The sequence below is a fragment of the Streptomyces sp. NPDC054863 genome (genome assembly GCF_053610825.1).
In genome coordinates this window covers 1-16751 of the sequence record NZ_JBSGZD010000087.1, presented here as the reverse complement: position 1 = coordinate 16751, position 16751 = coordinate 1, and the positions used below count along the sequence as shown (strand labels likewise).

General features: G+C 72.1%; 13 protein-coding genes and 1 pseudogene. 3 read left to right on the top strand and 11 right to left on the bottom strand.

What is annotated here, in order from left to right; all coding sequences use genetic code 11:
* Nucleotides 1–206 precede the first annotated feature (206 nt).
* A complete protein-coding gene (locus tag ACWGIG_RS17760) occupies nucleotides 207–1508 on the top strand; it encodes a PAS domain S-box protein (RefSeq protein ID WP_453322534.1) in 1302 nt (433 codons plus the stop codon).
* A 48-nt stretch (nucleotides 1509–1556) separates the two neighbouring features.
* On the opposite strand, the gene ACWGIG_RS17755 is transcribed toward ACWGIG_RS17760, so the two are convergent.
* The 3 genes from ACWGIG_RS17755 to ACWGIG_RS17745 all read right to left on the bottom strand — a co-directional run bounded on the left by ACWGIG_RS17755 (nucleotide 1557) and on the right by ACWGIG_RS17745 (nucleotide 6285).
* Complete coding sequence (locus ACWGIG_RS17755) at nucleotides 1557–3842, bottom strand: phosphatase domain-containing protein (protein WP_453322533.1); 2286 nt, start codon at nucleotides 3840–3842, stop codon at nucleotides 1557–1559.
* A 75-nt stretch (nucleotides 3843–3917) separates the two neighbouring features.
* Complete coding sequence (locus ACWGIG_RS17750; protein WP_453322532.1) at nucleotides 3918–5261, bottom strand: esterase-like activity of phytase family protein; 1344 nt, start codon at nucleotides 5259–5261, stop codon at nucleotides 3918–3920.
* A 157-nt stretch (nucleotides 5262–5418) separates the two neighbouring features.
* Nucleotides 5419–6285, bottom strand: a complete 867-nt coding sequence (locus ACWGIG_RS17745; protein ID WP_453322531.1) for a hypothetical protein — start codon at nucleotides 6283–6285, stop codon at nucleotides 5419–5421.
* Between the two features lie 395 nt (nucleotides 6286–6680).
* Between ACWGIG_RS17745 and ACWGIG_RS17740 the strand changes: the two genes are divergently transcribed.
* On the top strand, nucleotides 6681–8381 hold the full coding sequence (locus tag ACWGIG_RS17740) for an alpha/beta hydrolase (protein ID WP_453322530.1): 1701 nt from the start codon (nucleotides 6681–6683) through the stop codon (nucleotides 8379–8381).
* A gap of 172 nt (nucleotides 8382–8553) precedes the next feature.
* Here the strand turns inward: ACWGIG_RS17740 and ACWGIG_RS17735 are convergent, their stop codons facing one another.
* The 4 genes from ACWGIG_RS17735 to ACWGIG_RS17720 all read right to left on the bottom strand — a co-directional run bounded on the left by ACWGIG_RS17735 (nucleotide 8554) and on the right by ACWGIG_RS17720 (nucleotide 12259).
* Entirely contained in the window at nucleotides 8554–9291 is a 738-nt protein-coding gene (locus ACWGIG_RS17735) for a S1 family peptidase (RefSeq protein WP_453322529.1), read from the bottom strand.
* A 109-nt stretch (nucleotides 9292–9400) separates the two neighbouring features.
* Nucleotides 9401–9859 carry a nuclear transport factor 2 family protein gene (locus tag ACWGIG_RS17730; RefSeq protein ID WP_453322528.1) on the bottom strand — a complete coding sequence of 153 codons (459 nt, stop codon included), beginning with the start codon at nucleotides 9857–9859 and terminating at the stop codon, nucleotides 9401–9403.
* 286 nt (nucleotides 9860–10145) lie between these two features.
* Nucleotides 10146–10940 carry a L,D-transpeptidase gene (locus ACWGIG_RS17725; RefSeq protein ID WP_453322527.1) on the bottom strand — a complete coding sequence of 265 codons (795 nt, stop codon included), beginning with the start codon at nucleotides 10938–10940 and terminating at the stop codon, nucleotides 10146–10148.
* A 134-nt stretch (nucleotides 10941–11074) separates the two neighbouring features.
* On the bottom strand, nucleotides 11075–12259 hold the full coding sequence (locus tag ACWGIG_RS17720; RefSeq protein WP_453322526.1) for a Dyp-type peroxidase: 1185 nt from the start codon (nucleotides 12257–12259) through the stop codon (nucleotides 11075–11077).
* Nucleotides 12260–12589: 330 nt separating this feature from the next.
* Between ACWGIG_RS17720 and ACWGIG_RS17715 the strand changes: the two genes are divergently transcribed.
* Nucleotides 12590–13663, top strand: a complete 1074-nt coding sequence (locus ACWGIG_RS17715; RefSeq protein ID WP_453322545.1) for a right-handed parallel beta-helix repeat-containing protein — start codon at nucleotides 12590–12592, stop codon at nucleotides 13661–13663.
* A gap of 9 nt (nucleotides 13664–13672) precedes the next feature.
* Here the strand turns inward: ACWGIG_RS17715 and ACWGIG_RS17710 are convergent, their stop codons facing one another.
* From ACWGIG_RS17710 to ACWGIG_RS17695, 4 genes and pseudogenes are all read right to left on the bottom strand, one after another.
* A complete protein-coding gene (locus tag ACWGIG_RS17710) occupies nucleotides 13673–14521 on the bottom strand; it encodes a hypothetical protein (RefSeq protein WP_453322525.1) in 849 nt (282 codons plus the stop codon).
* 112 nt (nucleotides 14522–14633) lie between these two features.
* A pseudogene (locus ACWGIG_RS17705) lies at nucleotides 14634–14880 on the bottom strand (winged helix-turn-helix transcriptional regulator).
* A complete protein-coding gene (locus ACWGIG_RS17700) occupies nucleotides 14877–15356 on the bottom strand; it encodes a hypothetical protein (protein WP_453322524.1) in 480 nt (159 codons plus the stop codon). The pseudogene ACWGIG_RS17705 and the gene ACWGIG_RS17700 overlap by 4 nt, the downstream one beginning before the upstream one ends.
* 110 nt (nucleotides 15357–15466) lie before the next feature.
* Nucleotides 15467–16751: UDP-N-acetylmuramoyl-L-alanyl-D-glutamate--2,6-diaminopimelate ligase (locus ACWGIG_RS17695; RefSeq protein ID WP_453322523.1), on the bottom strand; the 1285-nt coding region annotated here is incomplete at its 5' end.

Here is a 16751-nt window from a genome sequence, read left to right as displayed (position 1 = left end):
GGCCGGTTGATGCGCGTAGAGCACGGGGGGATCATCCGGTGTACGTCGCGGGGAGTGTTCACCCGCACACTCAAGGAGACCAGTCGGCAGGTGCCCGCAGCACCATCGGGGACGCCTGCCGCTCAGGCAAATGCCTGAGTCGCACGCCGTGTTGGGAAACCGGAAGGGTTCCCCGACGGCCTGCCGGCCTCTGTGAGGAGCCGCACATGGACGGAGACACCGCTTTGGACGATTCCACTCTCAAGGCACTGCTGGGCACCTTTCCCCTGTTCCGCTGGGAGGCCGACGCCAAGCCCGAGGCCCGGCCCGACGCCAAGCCCGAGGCCCGGCCCGACGCCAAGCCCGAGGCCCGGCCCGACGCCAAGCCCGAGGCCCGGCCCGACGCCAAGCCCGACGCCGGGGCCAAGCTCGACGCCGACGCCGACGCCCCGCCCGACGCCGACGCCCGGCCCGACGCCGACGCCCCGCCCGAACCCACGCCCGATCCCGCTCCCGAGCCCCCGCCCGAACCCCCGCGCCGGTACGCCGCCTTCGCGGGCCTCGTTGACCTCGCCCCGGCCGCCGCTTTCATCCGGGACAGCGAAGGACGCTACCTGTGGGCCAACCACGCCTACGCGCACCTCTACGGCACCGTTCCCGAGGAACTCGCGGGCAGGCGCATAGAGGACTTCGACGCCCCCGCCGAGGCCGACCGGTTCCGCGCACTCGACCAGGAGGTACTCGCCCGGGGCACGCCGGTGCGCCACACCCTCGGCTACCGGCGCGCGGACGGCAGCGCGGGCCAGGCGGTGGGCCACCGCTTCCCCGTGCGGGAGAACGCGCGCACCTGCGTCGCCGGAATCTACGTCGACATCACGGACCACCTCCGCGCCATGGCCCAGCGGCAGGAGGCCGAGGAGAGTCTGCGGGCACTGCGCGACCACAGCGGCCTGCCCTGCGCACTGCTGTCGGCGAACGGGCGCGTGGTCGAGGCGAGCACGGCGGCTGCCGCACTCTTCCACCTCAGCCCGCCCGACCTGGTCGGCCGCCGCGCGCACACCCTGCTCGCCCCCGAGCCCGGCCTGGACCGGCTGCACCGCAGGTGGAACGGCCTGATAGCCCGTCGCACCAGACGGGTGGAGACATCGGCGCTGCTCGTCGACAGCGAGGGGCGCCGGCGCCGCGCACAGCTCCACCTGACCACCGTCGGCCACTCCGCCGCCCGGGCCCGGCACGTCTGGGCCGTCGTCACCCATCAGAGCCTCGCCCACGAGGCCCATCCGGCGCTCACCGCCGCGCAGGTCCGGATACTGTCGCTGCTGGCGGAGGGCAGCAGCAACGGCGACATCGCCACCTCGCTGAAGCTGTCCCGGCAGACGGTCGACTACCACCTCAGCCGGCTGCGGGAAATCCTCGGAGCCGCGACCCGCCCCGCCCTCGTCGCCCGCGCCTACGTCCTCGGCATCCTCGCCCCCCGCGCCTGGCCCCCGCGCTCCGCCACGGCGGTCCACCCGCTCAGCACCGCCTGACGGGACGGGCCGGGCCCGGCTCCTGACGCCCGGCCCGGCCCGTGAAGGTCAGAACTTGCCGTAGTTCACCTGCCAGGTGGGCAGCCCCATCCGGCGCCACAGCTCCACCACCCGGTCCCGGTCGTCCAGCGAGACCCGTACCGCGAACCGCTCGCGGACGTGCGCGTCGAAGAGTTCGGCCTTCACGACGTCGTCGCGCCGCTGGTCGCGGGCGGGCCGCATCCACAGCTCGTCGTACGGCACGTCGTGCCGCTTCAGCCAGTCCTCGGTCTGCTCCCGGAACTCCTCGCCGCGCCCCGACAGCAGCACGAGCGTGTCGCCGTGGGCCTGCCGGAAGGCGAGCAGGGCGTCCCGCACGGACGGGTTCAGCACGTCGAGGCCGCAGCGGGTGAAGTCGAACGGGCCCCGGTTGCCGGTCAGCGCCAGCGTGCCGTCGATGTCGCACATGACCGCCGAAGGCAGCGCGGGGTCGGGGACGTAAGGGGCCACCGGTGTCTGGTCGTTGAACCAGTCGGCGGTCAGCCGCCACCCGCCCTTCCTCGCCTTGGCGTGCTTGTCGGCCAGTATCCGGATGACGTCCTCGCCGACCGGGTTGTCGCGCGCGGCGTCCCTCCGTACGCACTCGTCCACCGGTACGTCGGTGAAGTCGTGCACCACGAACACCGCCTGCCCCGCCACCGCCGCCTTGAGCCGCTTCGGAATGTGCTGGGTGAGGTGCGTGTTGTCGACGACCACGTCGAAGCCGTCGTCGACGGCCGCCCGCACCGCCGTGTCCTGGACGGAGAGGACGGTCTGCTCACGCGCGAACGAGCGCGCGCGGCCCTCGGGGGACTCGTCGCGGACGCGGGAGGCGGGCAGGTCGAGCATCGCCCGCAGGTCGTCGAGGTTGACCCGCCGGATCCGGCCGTCGGACTCCGCCTGGAGGGCGCGGGCCGCGGTGGTCTTGCCGGACGCCGGAAGACCGGTCATCACATGCACCACCGGCAGCGCGGGCGGCGCGGGCGCTGCGGCCCCCACAGCCGCGACAGGCGCCGCGCGCCTCACGGGCTTGGTGGGCTTGACGAGCCTCTCAGGCTTTACATGCTTTTCGGGCCTTACGTGCTTTACGGGTTCCACGGACGCGGTTCCGCTGTCCTCGTCGGTCTTGAACGGGTCGGCACTCACCGGCTTCAGGGAACGCCACACCACCAGCTCGGTCGGCCGTCCCTCCAGCCGCTGGAACATCGCCGCCCGCACCTCGCGGGCCGGCAGCTCCTGCGCGGCGCGCGCGAACACGGCCCGGTCGCCCCCGAGAGGGGAGATCGTCGCGTACGCCGCGTCGATGGCCAGCTCCCGCTCCGCCAGCTCCCTGTCGAGCCGGGCGATCACGCCCCGTACCCAGGCGTCGAACTCGTCGGGCACCTGCTCCAGCAGGTCGTCCAGCGGGGTGCCGCCGGCCGCCTCCTCGATCGAGCAGCCGACCGCCTGCGCCACCAGCTTCGGCGGACGGCCGGCGTCGCGGAAGCGCTGGATCCCGTAACCCCGCCAGATGTCCCGCTCGGTGATCCCGGTGAGCACCTTGTGCAGCCGTACGTACTCGGCGATCTTCACCTTGGTGCGCAGACCGGAGGCGAACCGCACGACGAAGCCCTCCGCGTCCGTGCCGGTGGAGGCGTCCCCGCCGGGCAGGGTGCTCGACGCGCTCAGCTCCAGCAGCTCTGCGAGCGGCATCGCGGGCCACACGCGCACGACCGAGCCGATCGGCTGCCAGCCCACGGCGGCCTCGGCGAGCGGCACTTCGGCGCCGTCGGGGCCGAACGCGGCGAGCAGCACGAGGTCGCGCCGCTCGCCGTAGTTCACGACGATGCGGTTCTCCGGGTAGAGGATCTCCGCGAGGTAGGTCGTGCCGGGTACGAGCCCGCCGCAGTCCTTGGTCGCGAGGAACCGGCGTGCCCAGGTGGCCTGTTCGCTGATGAAGGAGCCCTTGGAGGCGACGTGCCAGCGGCCGGAGTGGTGGAAGACGATGCCGAGGCTGCCGTCGACCTTGTCGTACACCTCGAAGGGCTCGTCGGGCAGCGCCGGTGCGTACGGGCGATCCCGCGCGTGCTCGGCCGCGTTGAAGAACTTCGGCAGCGGCAGCGCCACCACCTCTCCGCTCTCGTCGTCGACCACCAGACCGCGGCAGCGCGTGGTCACCTCGGTCCAGTGCTGTTCGTACTGGCAGGTCCGGGTGTACGCGTAGATCGACAGCGGCAGTTCAGGGTGCGACCTGCGTGAGACGTGACCGATCTCGACGGCCTGGGCGAGGTCGTCGAGGCGCATGAGGTGGTCGAGACGGATGCGAGCGGAAGCCATGGGGTTTCTCCTGTTTCAGGTAACCCCATTGTCCCGTGCCGGAAGATCCGAACGGAAACGATTAAGGCGATCGGCTCAGCGCAGCGAACGGGGCAGCTTTACCCGTACGAGGGTGGTCTCGACGCCGCTGTCGACCAGCCGGCCCCGCGCGTCGAACGCCTTCGGCCCGTCCGTCATGCCGAAGTCGTTGTCGTTGAGCAGGACGAGCGTGGAGGAGCCCTCGACGGCGATGCCCTCGATCTTGCCGGGCACGCCCTTCACCTTGTTCAGGTCGACCACCAGGCGCTTGCGCAGCACCGGGACGCCGTGCGCCGCCGGGTCGTCGAGCTGCTCCAGGGAGGGTGAAGTGGCGGATTCCCAGCGGGAGTTCAGGATGTTGTCGGCGGGCCGCAGCCGCACTTCGTGCAGGCGTGTGGACTTGTTCGTACGCTCCTGGACCAGCAGCCGGTCGCCGCCGAGGGCGACCAGCGCGGAGAGCTTGAGCTCGGACGTCTTGGTCTGGCCCGGCTCCACGGTCCCGACGGCGTCGAAGCGGTAGGCGTACTCGGCGGTGACCTTCTTCTTGTGGGGCGAGAAGCGCAGCAGCCGCGTCGTCCGCGACTCCTCCCCCTCCTTCTTCCCCGGGTTGAGCAGCGGGCTCTGCAGGCCGATGACCAGGTCGCCGCCCGGCAGCAGCGCCAGCCCCTCGAAGCCGCGGTTGAGCTTGCGCTTGAGGAGGACCGCGGGCAGCGACTCGATCACCGGGTAACCGGCCCCGGTCAGCTTCAGCCCCTTGGGGACGTGCCGGGCGAGGACCCGGCCGTGCGCCGAGACGTGCACCAGCGAGGGCCCGTACTCGTCCACCAGCCAGAAGCTGCCGTCCCTGTCCCGGACGAGGCCCTCGGTGTCCAGGCCGTTCGGGTTGTACGCCAGCGGCTTCGTGGCGTCGTAGTTGTACGGGGCCTCGTCGCGGCCCGCCTGGTTCGGCAGACCGGTCACGGGCGCGCCGCCCGCGGTGGTCAGCGGGATCGACCGCAGCACCTGGACCCGCCCGCCGACGGTGCGGATCTTCACGATCGCCGGGTTGAACCCGGGCACCGGGAAGGTGCGCCGCTTCTCCTTGCCCACCTCTATCTGGCCGTTGGGACCGCGGTCGGTGACGGTCCAGTACTCGCCGCGCCGCTCGGCCGGGTACAGGTCGCTGCCGATGCCGCCCAGGTCGACTCCGCGGTCGTTGCCGACGGTGCCGGGCAGCAGCCGGTTGCTGAAGGCGCCCAGCGGAATGTCCGGCAGCGTCGAGGTGGAGACGACCCGGGCACGGTCCGGGTGGTGGTGCCACGTCGGGGTCGCGTCGGCGGTGCCCACGACGGTCGTGAGCGCGAGCACGGTGGACAGCGGCAGCACCACGGCGGCGGGGCGGCACAGGAGACGCGGATTCATCTGAAGAACTCCCTTGTACTTCGCACATGGGTGGAGGCCCATGGCGGCGACTTCATGATCTGCAGCCGCGCGCAACGCGGAGAGACGCGTTCATGACGTCAGGGCGATCCCTCGGTGAACGAAGCGCGTCCGGCGCCACCCGCCGCGCGCCCGGTGACTAGTAGCGGTCGAGAATGAGCTGCGTCTTGAGGATGTCGCCGCGGTACAGCCAGCCCTTGGCCTCGGCGACGGCGATGGAGTCCTTGTGCAGCTCGGCCGCCGCGGCGGGGTCGTCGGTCTTGAACGACAGCTCGACGACGTACTCCGTACCCGAGCCGCTCGCACCCACCACCGGCAGCACCTCGATGCCGACGTCGTCGGAGCCGCCCCACGCACCGCTGTACACCTTCGCCGTCACCGGGCCGTGCGCGCGGGACGCGCCCAGCGTGCTCGCACCCCAGCCGCTCGCCTTCGCGTCCTTCAGCTTGCCGGGGATGTCGTTGACCAGCCAGCCGCGGCCGGTGTCGCTCGACGGCATGGACGTGCCGGAGTAGCCGGAGGCGCTGCGCTTCTTCTCGGTGCTGAAGCTCAGGGTCTGCTTGCCGTAGCCCCAGTCGACCTCGGCCTTGTAGTTGGTGTCGCTGCTGCTGAAGCCCGCGGCGTTGGCCGTGTTCAGGGCCGCGTCGAGGTCGCCGTTCGTGACGGGGAAGCGCTTCTTGTACGTCTCCTCGAAGGACGAGCCGTCCTTGTGGCGCAGCCGGACGCTCCACCCCTCGGCGTCGAGGGCGCGGGCGTCGGTGTCGTAGTAGCTGTACGAGCGCGCCTTCGCGGAACCGGTGATGCCGAACGCCGACCGGACGGCCGAGCTCGGGGCGTGGGACGCGTCGAGTGCCGAAGCCGTGAGGTTGATCTTCACTTCGTAGGTGGGGACCGCGTTGCCCGCGGCGTGTGCCGGGGAGGCAGGGGAGAGGAGCGCGGCGGAGACGGCGAGGGCGAGAGCCGAACCGGCGGTGGCGGGGCGGAAGGCCCGGGAAGTGGAGGTCATGCGCAAGATGATCACGGCCGTGCGTGTGGACCGGATGACCCGCGCGTGTGGACGTGGTGAACCGTGGACGTCCAGCAGCCGCCTTGGCCGACGCGAACCAGCTACCTGCGTGGACGCGAACCAGCCACCGCGCCGACGCGGACCCGGCGGATGCGGTGCCGCGCATCAGGTGGATGCGCCACCGTGAATCCGGCGGATGCGGCACCGGGCGGGGCGGTGTTCCCGGCGGAGCCCGGACGCCGGGCCTCCTTCCACAGGAGGAGGCAGGGTGGGCCGCTGGTCCCGGGTGGGGGAGCGGGCGGGACCGGGGTCCTCGTGCCCGTGGGCGATGTGCCGTACCGGGTCTGGTTCCTAGCCTCGGGGCATGCGGTCGCACCGGGCATCCGGTGCTCAGGATGCCGGCCCTCCCGGGCCGGTCCACCCCGCCCCACCCGTCCCATCCTTCTCATCCCTTACGGAGACCCGTGCCCCCTCTTCGCCCCGCCGTGCGCCGCGCCTCCGCCACCGGGCTGGCCATCGCCGCCTGCCTCGGCACGACCCCCGCCCTGGCCACAGCCGCCGAGGCGCCCGCCGGACGTGGTTCCGGGGCGCCGCTCGACCGCTACTACCAGCAGCGCCCCGACTGGGGCAGTTGCGCCCGGAGTCCCCAGGACACGGCGGGCCGCGCCATGGACGGCACCGGCCTGCAATGCGCCGACCTGACCGTGCCGTTGGACTACGCCGACCCCCGGGGGCGCACGATCACCGTGGCGGTCTCCCGGCTCAAGGCCACCGACACCCGCCGCCGCATCGGCACGATCCTCCTCAACATCGGCGGGCCCGGCGGCCCCGCCCTCCAGGTCCCGCCGGTCATCCGCAAGGCGATGAAGGACGTCGGCCCGCGCTACGACATCGTCGGCTTCGACCCCCGCTTCGTCGGCCGCAGCACTCCCCTGGACTGCGGCTGGCCCGTCGGGACGGCCTGGTTCTCGGCGGGCGCGGGCCGGGCCGGCTTCGACCGCCAGGTCGCCCTGCAGAAGAACCTGGCCGCCAAGTGCCGCTCCGCCGGCGCCTCCGTACTCCCGCGCAGCTCCGCATTCCCCCGTACCTCGGTGCTCCCGCACGTCACCACCCGCAACACCGCCCGCGACATGGACGTCATCCGCGGCGCCCTCGGCGAGCGGAAGATCTCCTACCTGGGTTACTCGTACGGCACCTATCTGGGCACGGTCTACACGCAGATGTTCCCCGGCCGGTACGACCGGGTGGTGCTCGACGGCGCGTTCGCCCCGGACGACTACGGTCCCCGGATGCTCAAGGGATCCGAGCGCGAGAACGAGAAGGCGCTCGCCGACTGGGCGGCCTGGGCGGCGAAGCGTCACGACACCTACGGCCTGGGCCGCACCCGTGCGGCGGTGCTCGCCACCATCGACCGCATCGTCGCGGCGTCCGCGCGGAGGCCGCTGAAGGTAGGCACCGGCACCGACTCCTTCCAACTCGACGACACCCAGGTGCCCGCCCTCCTCTTCACGGCCACGGCGGACGACACCGACCCGGCGCGGGCCTCCTTCAGCGAGCAGATGTCCGTACTGGCCAAGGCCGCGGGCGGAGCGGCGCCGACCGCGCTGTCACCGGATTTCGCGGCGGCGCTGCGCTACGTGCTCAACGGCGGCGCCGAACCCTCGGGCGTGCAGCACGCGGTCCTCTGCGGGGACGTGGCCGCCCCGCGCGACCCCCGGGCCTACTGGCGGGACGTCGAACGCAGCCGGGCCGCACACCCCGTGTTCGGCCCGATCACCCACAACATCGGCCCGTGCGCGTTCTGGGACCGGCCGCGCGAGGAGCCCACCCGGGTCGAGCGCGACGCCAAGGCGCTGATCGTGGCCGCCACCGGCGACCCGCGCACCACCTACCGCAGCAGCGTCGCCCTCCACGACATGCTGCCGAGCTCCGCACTGCTCACCCTCAAGGGCGCCAACCGGCACGGCCTCTACGGGCGTTACGGCAGCACGTGCGTGGACGACGAGGTCAACCGGTACCTGGCCACGGGCAAACTGCCGACGAAGGACCGCACGTGCTTCAAGGCGCCCCGCCCGGACCAGGCGCAGCGTTCCTAGACGTCCGCGCCCCATGCCTCCTACGGCGCGGCAGGCGTACGGGTCCTACGGCGCGCCCGCCCCGTTCCGACCCGCCCCGCACGCGCCCCACAGGGGCGCGGGGAACTGCGAGACCAGCCACGACGGCGCCGCAGAGGGGACACGGCGCCGCGCCGTACGTTCCGCCCGGCGCCTAGCCCCGGACGACCGAGCGGATCCAGGCGAGTTGCTGGGAGATCTCCCCGGCCTGGGCGGTCTCCTCGCGGTCGGAGCCGTTGAAGACGCCGAGGAGGGTCTCGGTGCCCTGCGGGGAGATGCTGGTCACCGGGCCTCCGGAGTCGCCGCCCGCCGGGATCCCGGAGACCTTCTCCATGCAGAAGTCGGGGCCGCCCGGTGCGGTGTATCCGGCGCAGCGCGGGTCGTTGGGCCGGACGACCCGCAGGTCCGACTGCTTGAGCACGGGGGACTGGCAGCTGTTCTCGTCGTCGGTGCAGGTGGCGCCCCATCCGTACTGACGCACCGTCTGGCCGATGCGGACACCGGCGGTGGCCAGGCTCACCGTGCGGACCTTCGCCGGCAGCGGCGCGACCTTGATGAGCATCATGTCGGCGTCGCTTCCCGCGCGTGAGCCCGGCACCGGACGGACCGTGGTGCCCTTCCGCACGTCGAGGTTGCCGACGCGGAACGAGATCCGCTTGTCGGCGACCGGCAGCGCCTGCTCGTAGAAGCAGTGCGAGGCGCTGAGGATCCACTCACGTGCGACCGCCGTCCCCGTGCACGTCGGGTTGCCGTCGATGAGCATGCGCACCGCCCACGGGCCGTAGGTGCTCTTCGAGCCGCCGATGACGGCGGAGGCCGGCGCGGACGCCATCACCTGGCCCGTCACCAGCAACAGGGCGCTCACCAGCAGTATTCGAACTCGGCGCATCATCCGGAACAGATCCTCTCGTCGCGACACGGGCCGTACGGGTGGTCAGACACCCTGCGGGGCCGAAAGGTTCCGAATGCGGCGGTGGCAATGCGCCTGATCCACGACGCGCTTACGGCGCGCAGGCCTCGGCGATCGACAGGCTGTTCTCGTACAGGTGGTGCCGGGTGACCCGGCCGCCCTCCACGGTGAGGCGCAGCGCGAACGGTCCCCCGAAGGACCTCCCCGTCTTACGCATGGTCCCCGACAGGTGCCCCATCAGGACGGCGTCGGCACCGTCGACGAGGAGGGTGTCGACGGAGGCGCGCGAGTCCGCGGGCACCGTGTGCTCCGTCACCTCCGCGGCCTGGGCGGCGCATTCGGCACCGGTGGACCGCGGGCGGATCCACGGGACGGCGGGGTTCTCGGCGAGCAGCCAGTCGACCTCGTCGGCGAACAGCTCGACGAGCCGCTCGGTGTCCCCGGCCAGCCGGGCGGTCAGGAACTCCTGAACGACGGCCCGGGTCTCTTCGGCGACGGCACTCACGGTGGTGGCTGAACCCGCTGCGGTGGCGGTGGGTGTGACGGACATGGAGCTCTCCTCGCTGTTGCGGCCGGATCCCGGCGGGGGTGCCCGCCGGATGCACCTGATCCTGCCGGGGGAGGGGAGAGCGGTCGATTACCCCGGAGGTAATGCGCGCGGGCACCGGGACCAGCACCGGGACCAGCACCGGGACCAGCACCGGGACCAGCACCGGCACCGGCACCGGCACCGGGACCAGCACCGGCACCGGCACCGGGACCAGGACCGGCACCGGCACCGGGACGTACGAGGGCGGCCTCGCCGTCCGCCTCCCCGTCCCGGTCGCCGTTCGGGATCAGCCGCCCTGCGTGCCCGCCTCGGGGATTCCCTGTGCGCCGAACGCCTCCGCGATCAGCCGGTCGTCGTGGGACTCGGGCGTCTGTACGGCGCGGGTGGGCTTGCGGCCGAAGATGTAGAGCCTGGCACCGATCTTGAGGTACTTGTACAGGCGCTCGGCGTCCTTGAGGTACATGTTGATGCAGCCGCCCGACCCCGACGTGAAGAGGTCGTTGGGGGTGCCGTGCAGAGCCTGGCCCCCGTTGAAGAACTGCGAGTACGGCATGGGTGCGCCGTCGTAGACCGTGGAGAAGAACGTCCTGTTCTTGCGGTAGATCCGCTGCCAGCCGGTACGGGTCTCCAGCCCCTTCCTGCCGCTGCGGATGGGGATGGGCGAGAACATGATCTTCTTGCCCTTCTGCACCCACAGGATCTGCCGGGAGAGGTCGACGCAGGTCAGCCGGTAGTTGGGCGCCGGGCACCGCTTGTTCGCGTTGGGGTTCTTCTTCACCTCGTCGACCAGCAGCAGCCGGTAGGTCTTGATGTCGGCGGCCCCGTTGACCGGCTTGATCTTCAGCCGGGTCTGGAGCTTCTTGAGGGCGACGCAGTCGGCCGGGGACATCCGGCCGTCCTGGGGGAGCTTCAGCTTCTTCTCCAACTGCCACTGATACGCACCGGTCTCCGCCGTGCAGGCGGCGGCAGGCGGTGTGACGGGCGCGGCTTGGGCCGCGGCGGGCAGCACGGCGGTGGACAGGGAGCAGGCGAGGACCAGGGCTGTGCCCGTGGTCCAACGCAGCGGCGGCCAACCAGTCATGGAACGTTCTCCCGAGGCTGGGGGCGGCCCGTGGCCGCCCGTGCAGGTGATCCAGAGCTACCCCGTCCGGGTGGCGGCTGCCATCCGGGAGGGTCCACCAGCGTGAGGTCGCAGGGCCGGACGGTGTCCTTGCGTCAGACCTGGAACAGGGTGTCGCCGAGATTTCCCGTCGCCCCGGGCCCGGGCAGGACGTAGGCCAGGGCGGAGGCCCGGTGCTCGATGAAGCGGGAGAGCGCGTCCTTCACCGCGAGCCGCTCCTGCACCCGTACGAAGAGGTGCGGGTCGTTCATGCAGGCGAGGAAGAGCAGGCCCCTGTCCTGCGGTCCGTTGTCGTAGGAGTAGCCGCGGCGCAGCATGCGCGCACCCTGGTCGAGCCGCGAGTGGGCCTGGCGCACGTGGGCGTCGGCAGGCAGGACGTACCGGCCCTCCGGGGTCTTCTCGAAGAGGTCGACCTCCCGGTGCTCCTCCCGGTGGCCGAGAGGGGCCCCTGCCGCCCGGGTACGGCCGATGACGGCTTCCTGGCGGCGCGTCGGAAGCACACCGAACGCGGCGGTGTCCATGTGGATGCGGCGCACCACGAGGTACGTGCCGTCCTCGTCAGGACCGCCGCCCACCCACACCCATCGTCCGGCCTCCGCCGACGTGGGGTTGATCGTGCCGTCCTTGAAGCCGAAGAGGTTGCGCGGCGTCTCCCCCGGCTCGTGCGGGGGAAGGTGTCCGCGCTGCGCCCACCGGGCGCGCAACGTGCCGTCCGCGAGACGTCCGAGCGCCTGCGCGGTCCCGGCCACCGCCGCGGGCGTGTCACCGCAGATCTGCACCAGGAGGTCGCCGCCGCCCTCCTCGGGCCGCAGCCGGTCACCGGGGAAGGACGGGAGGTCCTTGAGGAGGGAGGGCGGACGCAGACCGAGGAGGCCGGGCGTCCGCGGACCGATGCCGACCGTCACCGTCACCCGGCCGGGCTCTCCCGCAGCCTGCTGCCCCGTACCCACGTGCGACGCGTCGCCCCGGCTCAGGGACGTCCAGGCGGCCAGGACCTGCTGCAGCCGGCGTGCGCCTGCCGGGCCCCGCCGGCCGGGAGCCAGGTCGAAGGCCAGCACCTTCACGTGAGGCTGCTGAGGGCCGGTGATTCCGGGCTGCCACCGCTGCGGGCCGGAGGAGCCGGAGCGTTCGCCCGCCACCCCGGCGGGCGGAGCCTCGGCGGCACCGGCTCCGGCCGGGGCGTGCTGGTCCCCGGCGGAGCATCCGGTGGCAAGAGCAGCAGCGGTCCCCACGAGCAGGGTGCGCCTGGCCGGGCCGGGTTCGGACGAAAACGATGACATGGAATTCCACTGTTCAGAATGGAAGAGGGAGGAGGCCTGGAAGGGGCAACTGCGAAGGACGGTACACCTGCACGTATGCACATTTCAGCAACGCCCCTTCGGCGTCGTCGAATTCGTACCGCCGTCAGCCGGATCTCCGTACTCCTCGCCCTGCTGGCAGGGGCCGTGGCGTGCGGGGAAAACCCTTCCGTCCGTCCCGCTCCCGGCCCCGACGGCCACTCCGTCATTCGCGTTCCGCAGAACGCTCCGTCAATTCAGGAGGCAGTGGATTCCGCTCGCCCGGGTGACCTGGTACTGGTCTCTTCGGGTGTATATCGCGAGAGCGTGGTGATGAAGACCGACCGGGTCGTCCTGCGGGGCACCGACCGCAACAAGGTGGTCGTCGACGGGGAGTTCCGTCGCGGCAACGGCATCACGGTGACCGGCGCGCAGTCCGTGGTGGAGAACCTGACGGTCCGCAACCACCTGGTCAACGGAGTGCTGTTCACCGGCGTCACGGACACCCAGCTCCAGGCCCGCGGCGCGGGCGGCGCCGGCTACAGCCCCCTCGACACCGCCAAGTTCCCCCCGCTGAAGGGCTTCCGGGCCTCCTACGTGACCGCCCACAACAACGCCCTGTACGGAATCTACGCATTCGACGCACAACAAGGCGTCATCGAGCACTCGTACGCATCGGGCCACGCGGATTCCGGTATCTACGTCGGACAGTGCCGCCCCTGCTCCACCGTCGTCCGCCACAACAACACCGAGCACAACGCGGTGGGCGTGGAAGTCACCAACGCGTCGCAGAACCTCTATTTCCTCGGGAACACCATGCACCGCAACAGGGTGGGAATGACGGTGAATTCCAACGACCTGGAGGCACTGGGCCCGCAGCACGCGGCGGTGGCCGTGGGCAACCGGATCACCGACAACAACGACGCCGCGGGACCCGAGCAGGCCGACGGCGGCTTCGGGATCGGGGTCGGCGTGGGCGGCGGCCTGCGCAACACCTTCGAACGCAACCTGGTGACCGGCAACCGGGCCGCCGGCTTCCTGCTCCAGGACCTCCAGGGCCACCCGGCGCGCGACAACACGGTGCGCGGCAACCGCGTCCGCGGCAACGGAGTCGACCTCGTCCTCGATGCGGCCGGTGCGGGCGGGAACTGCTTCGCGGGCAACGCCGAGCAGACGGTCAGCCCCGGCGGACTGGCCGGAGCCGCCCGGTGCGGCGCCTCCGGCGGGCGGGCGCTCGGCGGAAGAGGGCAGGCGGCCCGTACGGACGTCCCGCCCGGAGTCTCCTTCCGGCGCGCCCCCCGGCCCCCGGCCCAGCCCCAACTGCCCGGGGCGGCAGGCGCGCCGCCCGTTCCGGCCACGGGACTGCCGGGCACGGTGCGGGTCCAGGACTTCCCGCTGCCGAGCTGACACCCACGCTCAACGCCCCTGTCGGCCCGCGTCCTTCCCACCCGGACGCTGTGCCTTCCCCCACGGGTCTCCCGGCACCTTGGTCCTGACGGTCGGGCCGAACTCGATCCGGGACGGAGCCGCAGCGTCCGCCGTGCGGATCTCCACCCGGCCCAGGCCGCTCCGGTCACTGATCCAGTAGGTGAGCGGCGAGCGCGCCCCTGCCTGCCGGGCAGGGGCGGGGGAACGCCCGGCGTCCCGGGACGCGGTGTTCGGGCCCTTGCTGCCGGGCGCCGGGCGAGGGCCCGAGTAGAGGCTGTAAGCGGCGCCGTTCCACTGGTCCCGGCCCAGGTACAGGGCGCCCTGCTGGGCGAGCAGCTGCGGATTGTCGGGGCGGTCGGTGCCCAGGCCCATGGCTACCCGCAGCACGACGTCCAGCGGGTCGCTGCTGTACGGGCGGGGCGACCAGGCGCGGGAACCGAGGCGGCCCGCGGCGGCGACCGCGTCCGCCGCGGACGTGGCCGTGCCCTCGGCGGCGGCCAGCCCGGTGGCGTCCCAGGCGAGCAGTCCCCGCGCCCGGCCCGCCGTGTAGGAGCCCACCGCGCGGTGCGCGCGGTAGTCGATCACCGCGCGGACTTCGACGGAGCCGCCGCCCATCGGAGCCCGCGCGACGACCTCCAGCGGGCTCTTCTCGTACAGGCTGAACCGGGAGAGCGCCATCTGCTCGGCCTCCTCGGTACGGAGCGGCCGGGGATCGTCCGCCGGGCCCGGACCGAGGAAGAGGACTGCGGCGAGGGCGCTCGCGCCGAGTCCCAAGGCAGCGAGGAGCACGTTGCGGTGCAGGGACCGGGCGGGCAGGAACGAGGTGAGGGCGCGCATGCGGTGATTCCTTCGGTTCTGGTGCACAGACGGGTCCGACGCGTCTGCGATCGTCACCGTTGCCGCCGCGCACCCGGAACGGCGCGCGCGCAGGGTCACTCGAACGGCTCCGTCAGGCGTCGAAGCGACCGCGCGCGTCCTCGATGTGACCGAGGTACCGGTGGGTCCAGCCGCACATCGCGTCGACCGTGGCGCGCAGGCCCCGGCCCGCCCCGGTGAGTGTGTACTCGACCCGCGCCTCAGCTGAAGCGCAGGGTGCGCCCGCCGAGCGCCTCGGTGATCAGCAACGCCCACTCGTTGGCGACGTCCGAGAAGATCTCCCCGGCCGGGGAGTCCGCGCGCCGCAGGTCCAGCTTCAGTAGCTGCGGTCCATGTCGAGGGACCCGTCATTCTCCCCCCGGACGTTCACGAACACCGTGGGGTACTCGCTGCCGTCCTCGGTGGAGGCGATGTCCTGCAGTTGGCGCAGGAGCTCTTCGGCGGCGCCGAGCTCGAACCACTCGCTCGCTCCGTCGGCCACCTGCAGCCACCCCAGCTGTTCAAGACGGTGGACGAACACTTCGAGCCGGAAGGGCTCCTCGCCCCCGTCCTGACTGTCCTTGGCCCGCACGCGGACGCCCACGATGTCGTCCTTGCGCACCAGCACGCTCTGCGCCGGCGGCCGGGAGGAGACTTCGAGCCACACCTGCGGCCGGGAAGCGCCGGCGGCTTCGAGCACGGCGTACGCGATGGCGGCCAGACCTTCCCCGGCGGCATCGGTCAGGGCGTCCTGGCCCTGGTAGTTCGCGGCGCGTCCGGCGAGCCTCGCGGCCTGAGGTGTTCGGGCCCTGCCCATGGAATCTCCCCTGCGTAGGCGGCAGTTGGCCCTCTGCTCCTTCCCCTCCCCCGGGGAAGGCAACCGCGCGGCAGGGGCCGGGCCCGGCCGCGCGCCCCCGCAGACGGCGCCTACGAACGGACAGCGGCGGCGGGCTGGACCGCCGGGAACCGGGCGGCCGTCTGGTGCACGGCGAGTTCACGCACGGTGGCCATGTCGCTGAACGGGATCAGTTCCTCGCGGACGGTCTGGTGCGGTTCGCTGCCCTTGCCCGCGATGAGCACGGTGTCCCGGGGGCCCGCCGCCGACAGGGCGAAGGCGATCGCCTCGCGACGGTCGGCGAGCCGCTCGTAGGGCGTCCCCGTCGCGGCGAGGCCGGGGGTGATCTCGTCGAGGATGGCCCCCGGGTCCTCGTTGCGGGGGTTGTCCGAGGTCAGGACGCACAGGTCGGAGTGGGTCCCGGCGATCCTCCCCATGTCGGCCCGCTTGGTGGTGTCCCGGTCGCCGCCGCAGCCGAAGACGGTGATCACCCGGCCGCGTGCGTAGCCGCGGATGGTGGTCAGGACCTTGTCCAGGGAGTCCGGGGAGTGGGCGTAGTCCACGATCACGGAGGTGCCGTCGGGCGTCTCGAACCGCTCGAACCGGCCGGGCACGGGCGGCATTTGACCGAGCGCGGCGATGAGGGCGTCCAGATCGTGTCCCAGGACGTGGCAGGCCGCCAGCGCGGCGAGGGCGTTGGCCACCGAGTACCGGCCCGGGAACGGAATCGAGGCCGGATACGCGCGCCCGCCGTGCCGCAGGGTGAACCGGGTGCCCGAGGCGCTCACGACGAGGTCGGTGGCCCGGTAGTCCGCCGGTACGTCGAGGGCGTACGTGGTCACCGCACCGGGCATCATCGCCCCGATCCCGGCGCCCACGGCGTCGTCGATGTTGACGACGGCGCGCCGGCACAGGCCCTGGAAGAGCCGGAGCTTGGCATCGCGGTAGTTGGCCATGGTTCCGTGGTCGTCCAGGTGGTCCTGGGTCAGGTTGGTGAACACCCCCACGTCGACGAACGTACGGTCCACCCGGTGCGTCAGCAGAGCCATCGAGGTGGCCTCCAGGACCACGCTGCCGGTGGCGCGGTCGCGCATGTACCCCAGCAGGTACTGCAGGTCGGGGGACTCCGGCGTGGTGAGCACCGAGGGCGGCATGGGGATCAGCTCGTCGCCGATCCGGCTGCCGGCCGTGCCGATCACTCCGACCTTCGCCGCCGCGGAGATCCGCAGGACGGATTCGACCATGTAGGAGACCGAGGTCTTGCCGTTGGTGCCGGTGATCGCCACCATGTCCATCCGGCGCCCGGGTTCGCCGTAATACCGGGAGGCCACCACCGCGGCGGCCCGCCGGGCGTCCGGCACCCGCACGGTGCACCTG

Bases quoted from the DNA above. Each gene is read 5' to 3' on its own strand.
- ACWGIG_RS17760 (WP_453322534.1), top strand. From the start codon at position 207: ATGGACGGAGACACCGCTTTGGACGATTCCACTCTCAAGGCACTGCTG.
- ACWGIG_RS17755 (WP_453322533.1), bottom strand. From the start codon at position 3,842: ATGGCTTCCGCTCGCATCCGTCTCGACCACCTCATGCGCCTCGACGAC.
- ACWGIG_RS17750 (WP_453322532.1), bottom strand. From the start codon at position 5,261: ATGAATCCGCGTCTCCTGTGCCGCCCCGCCGCCGTGGTGCTGCCGCTG.
- ACWGIG_RS17745 (WP_453322531.1), bottom strand. From the start codon at position 6,285: ATGACCTCCACTTCCCGGGCCTTCCGCCCCGCCACCGCCGGTTCGGCT.
- ACWGIG_RS17740 (WP_453322530.1), top strand. From the start codon at position 6,681: ATGCCGGCCCTCCCGGGCCGGTCCACCCCGCCCCACCCGTCCCATCCT.
- ACWGIG_RS17735 (WP_453322529.1), bottom strand. From the start codon at position 9,291: ATGATGCGCCGAGTTCGAATACTGCTGGTGAGCGCCCTGTTGCTGGTG.
- ACWGIG_RS17730 (WP_453322528.1), bottom strand. From the start codon at position 9,859: ATGTCCGTCACACCCACCGCCACCGCAGCGGGTTCAGCCACCACCGTG.
- ACWGIG_RS17725 (WP_453322527.1), bottom strand. From the start codon at position 10,940: ATGACTGGTTGGCCGCCGCTGCGTTGGACCACGGGCACAGCCCTGGTC.
- ACWGIG_RS17720 (WP_453322526.1), bottom strand. From the start codon at position 12,259: ATGTCATCGTTTTCGTCCGAACCCGGCCCGGCCAGGCGCACCCTGCTC.
- ACWGIG_RS17715 (WP_453322545.1), top strand. From the start codon at position 12,590: ATGAAGACCGACCGGGTCGTCCTGCGGGGCACCGACCGCAACAAGGTG.
- ACWGIG_RS17710 (WP_453322525.1), bottom strand. From the start codon at position 14,521: ATGCGCGCCCTCACCTCGTTCCTGCCCGCCCGGTCCCTGCACCGCAAC.
- ACWGIG_RS17700 (WP_453322524.1), bottom strand. From the start codon at position 15,356: ATGGGCAGGGCCCGAACACCTCAGGCCGCGAGGCTCGCCGGACGCGCC.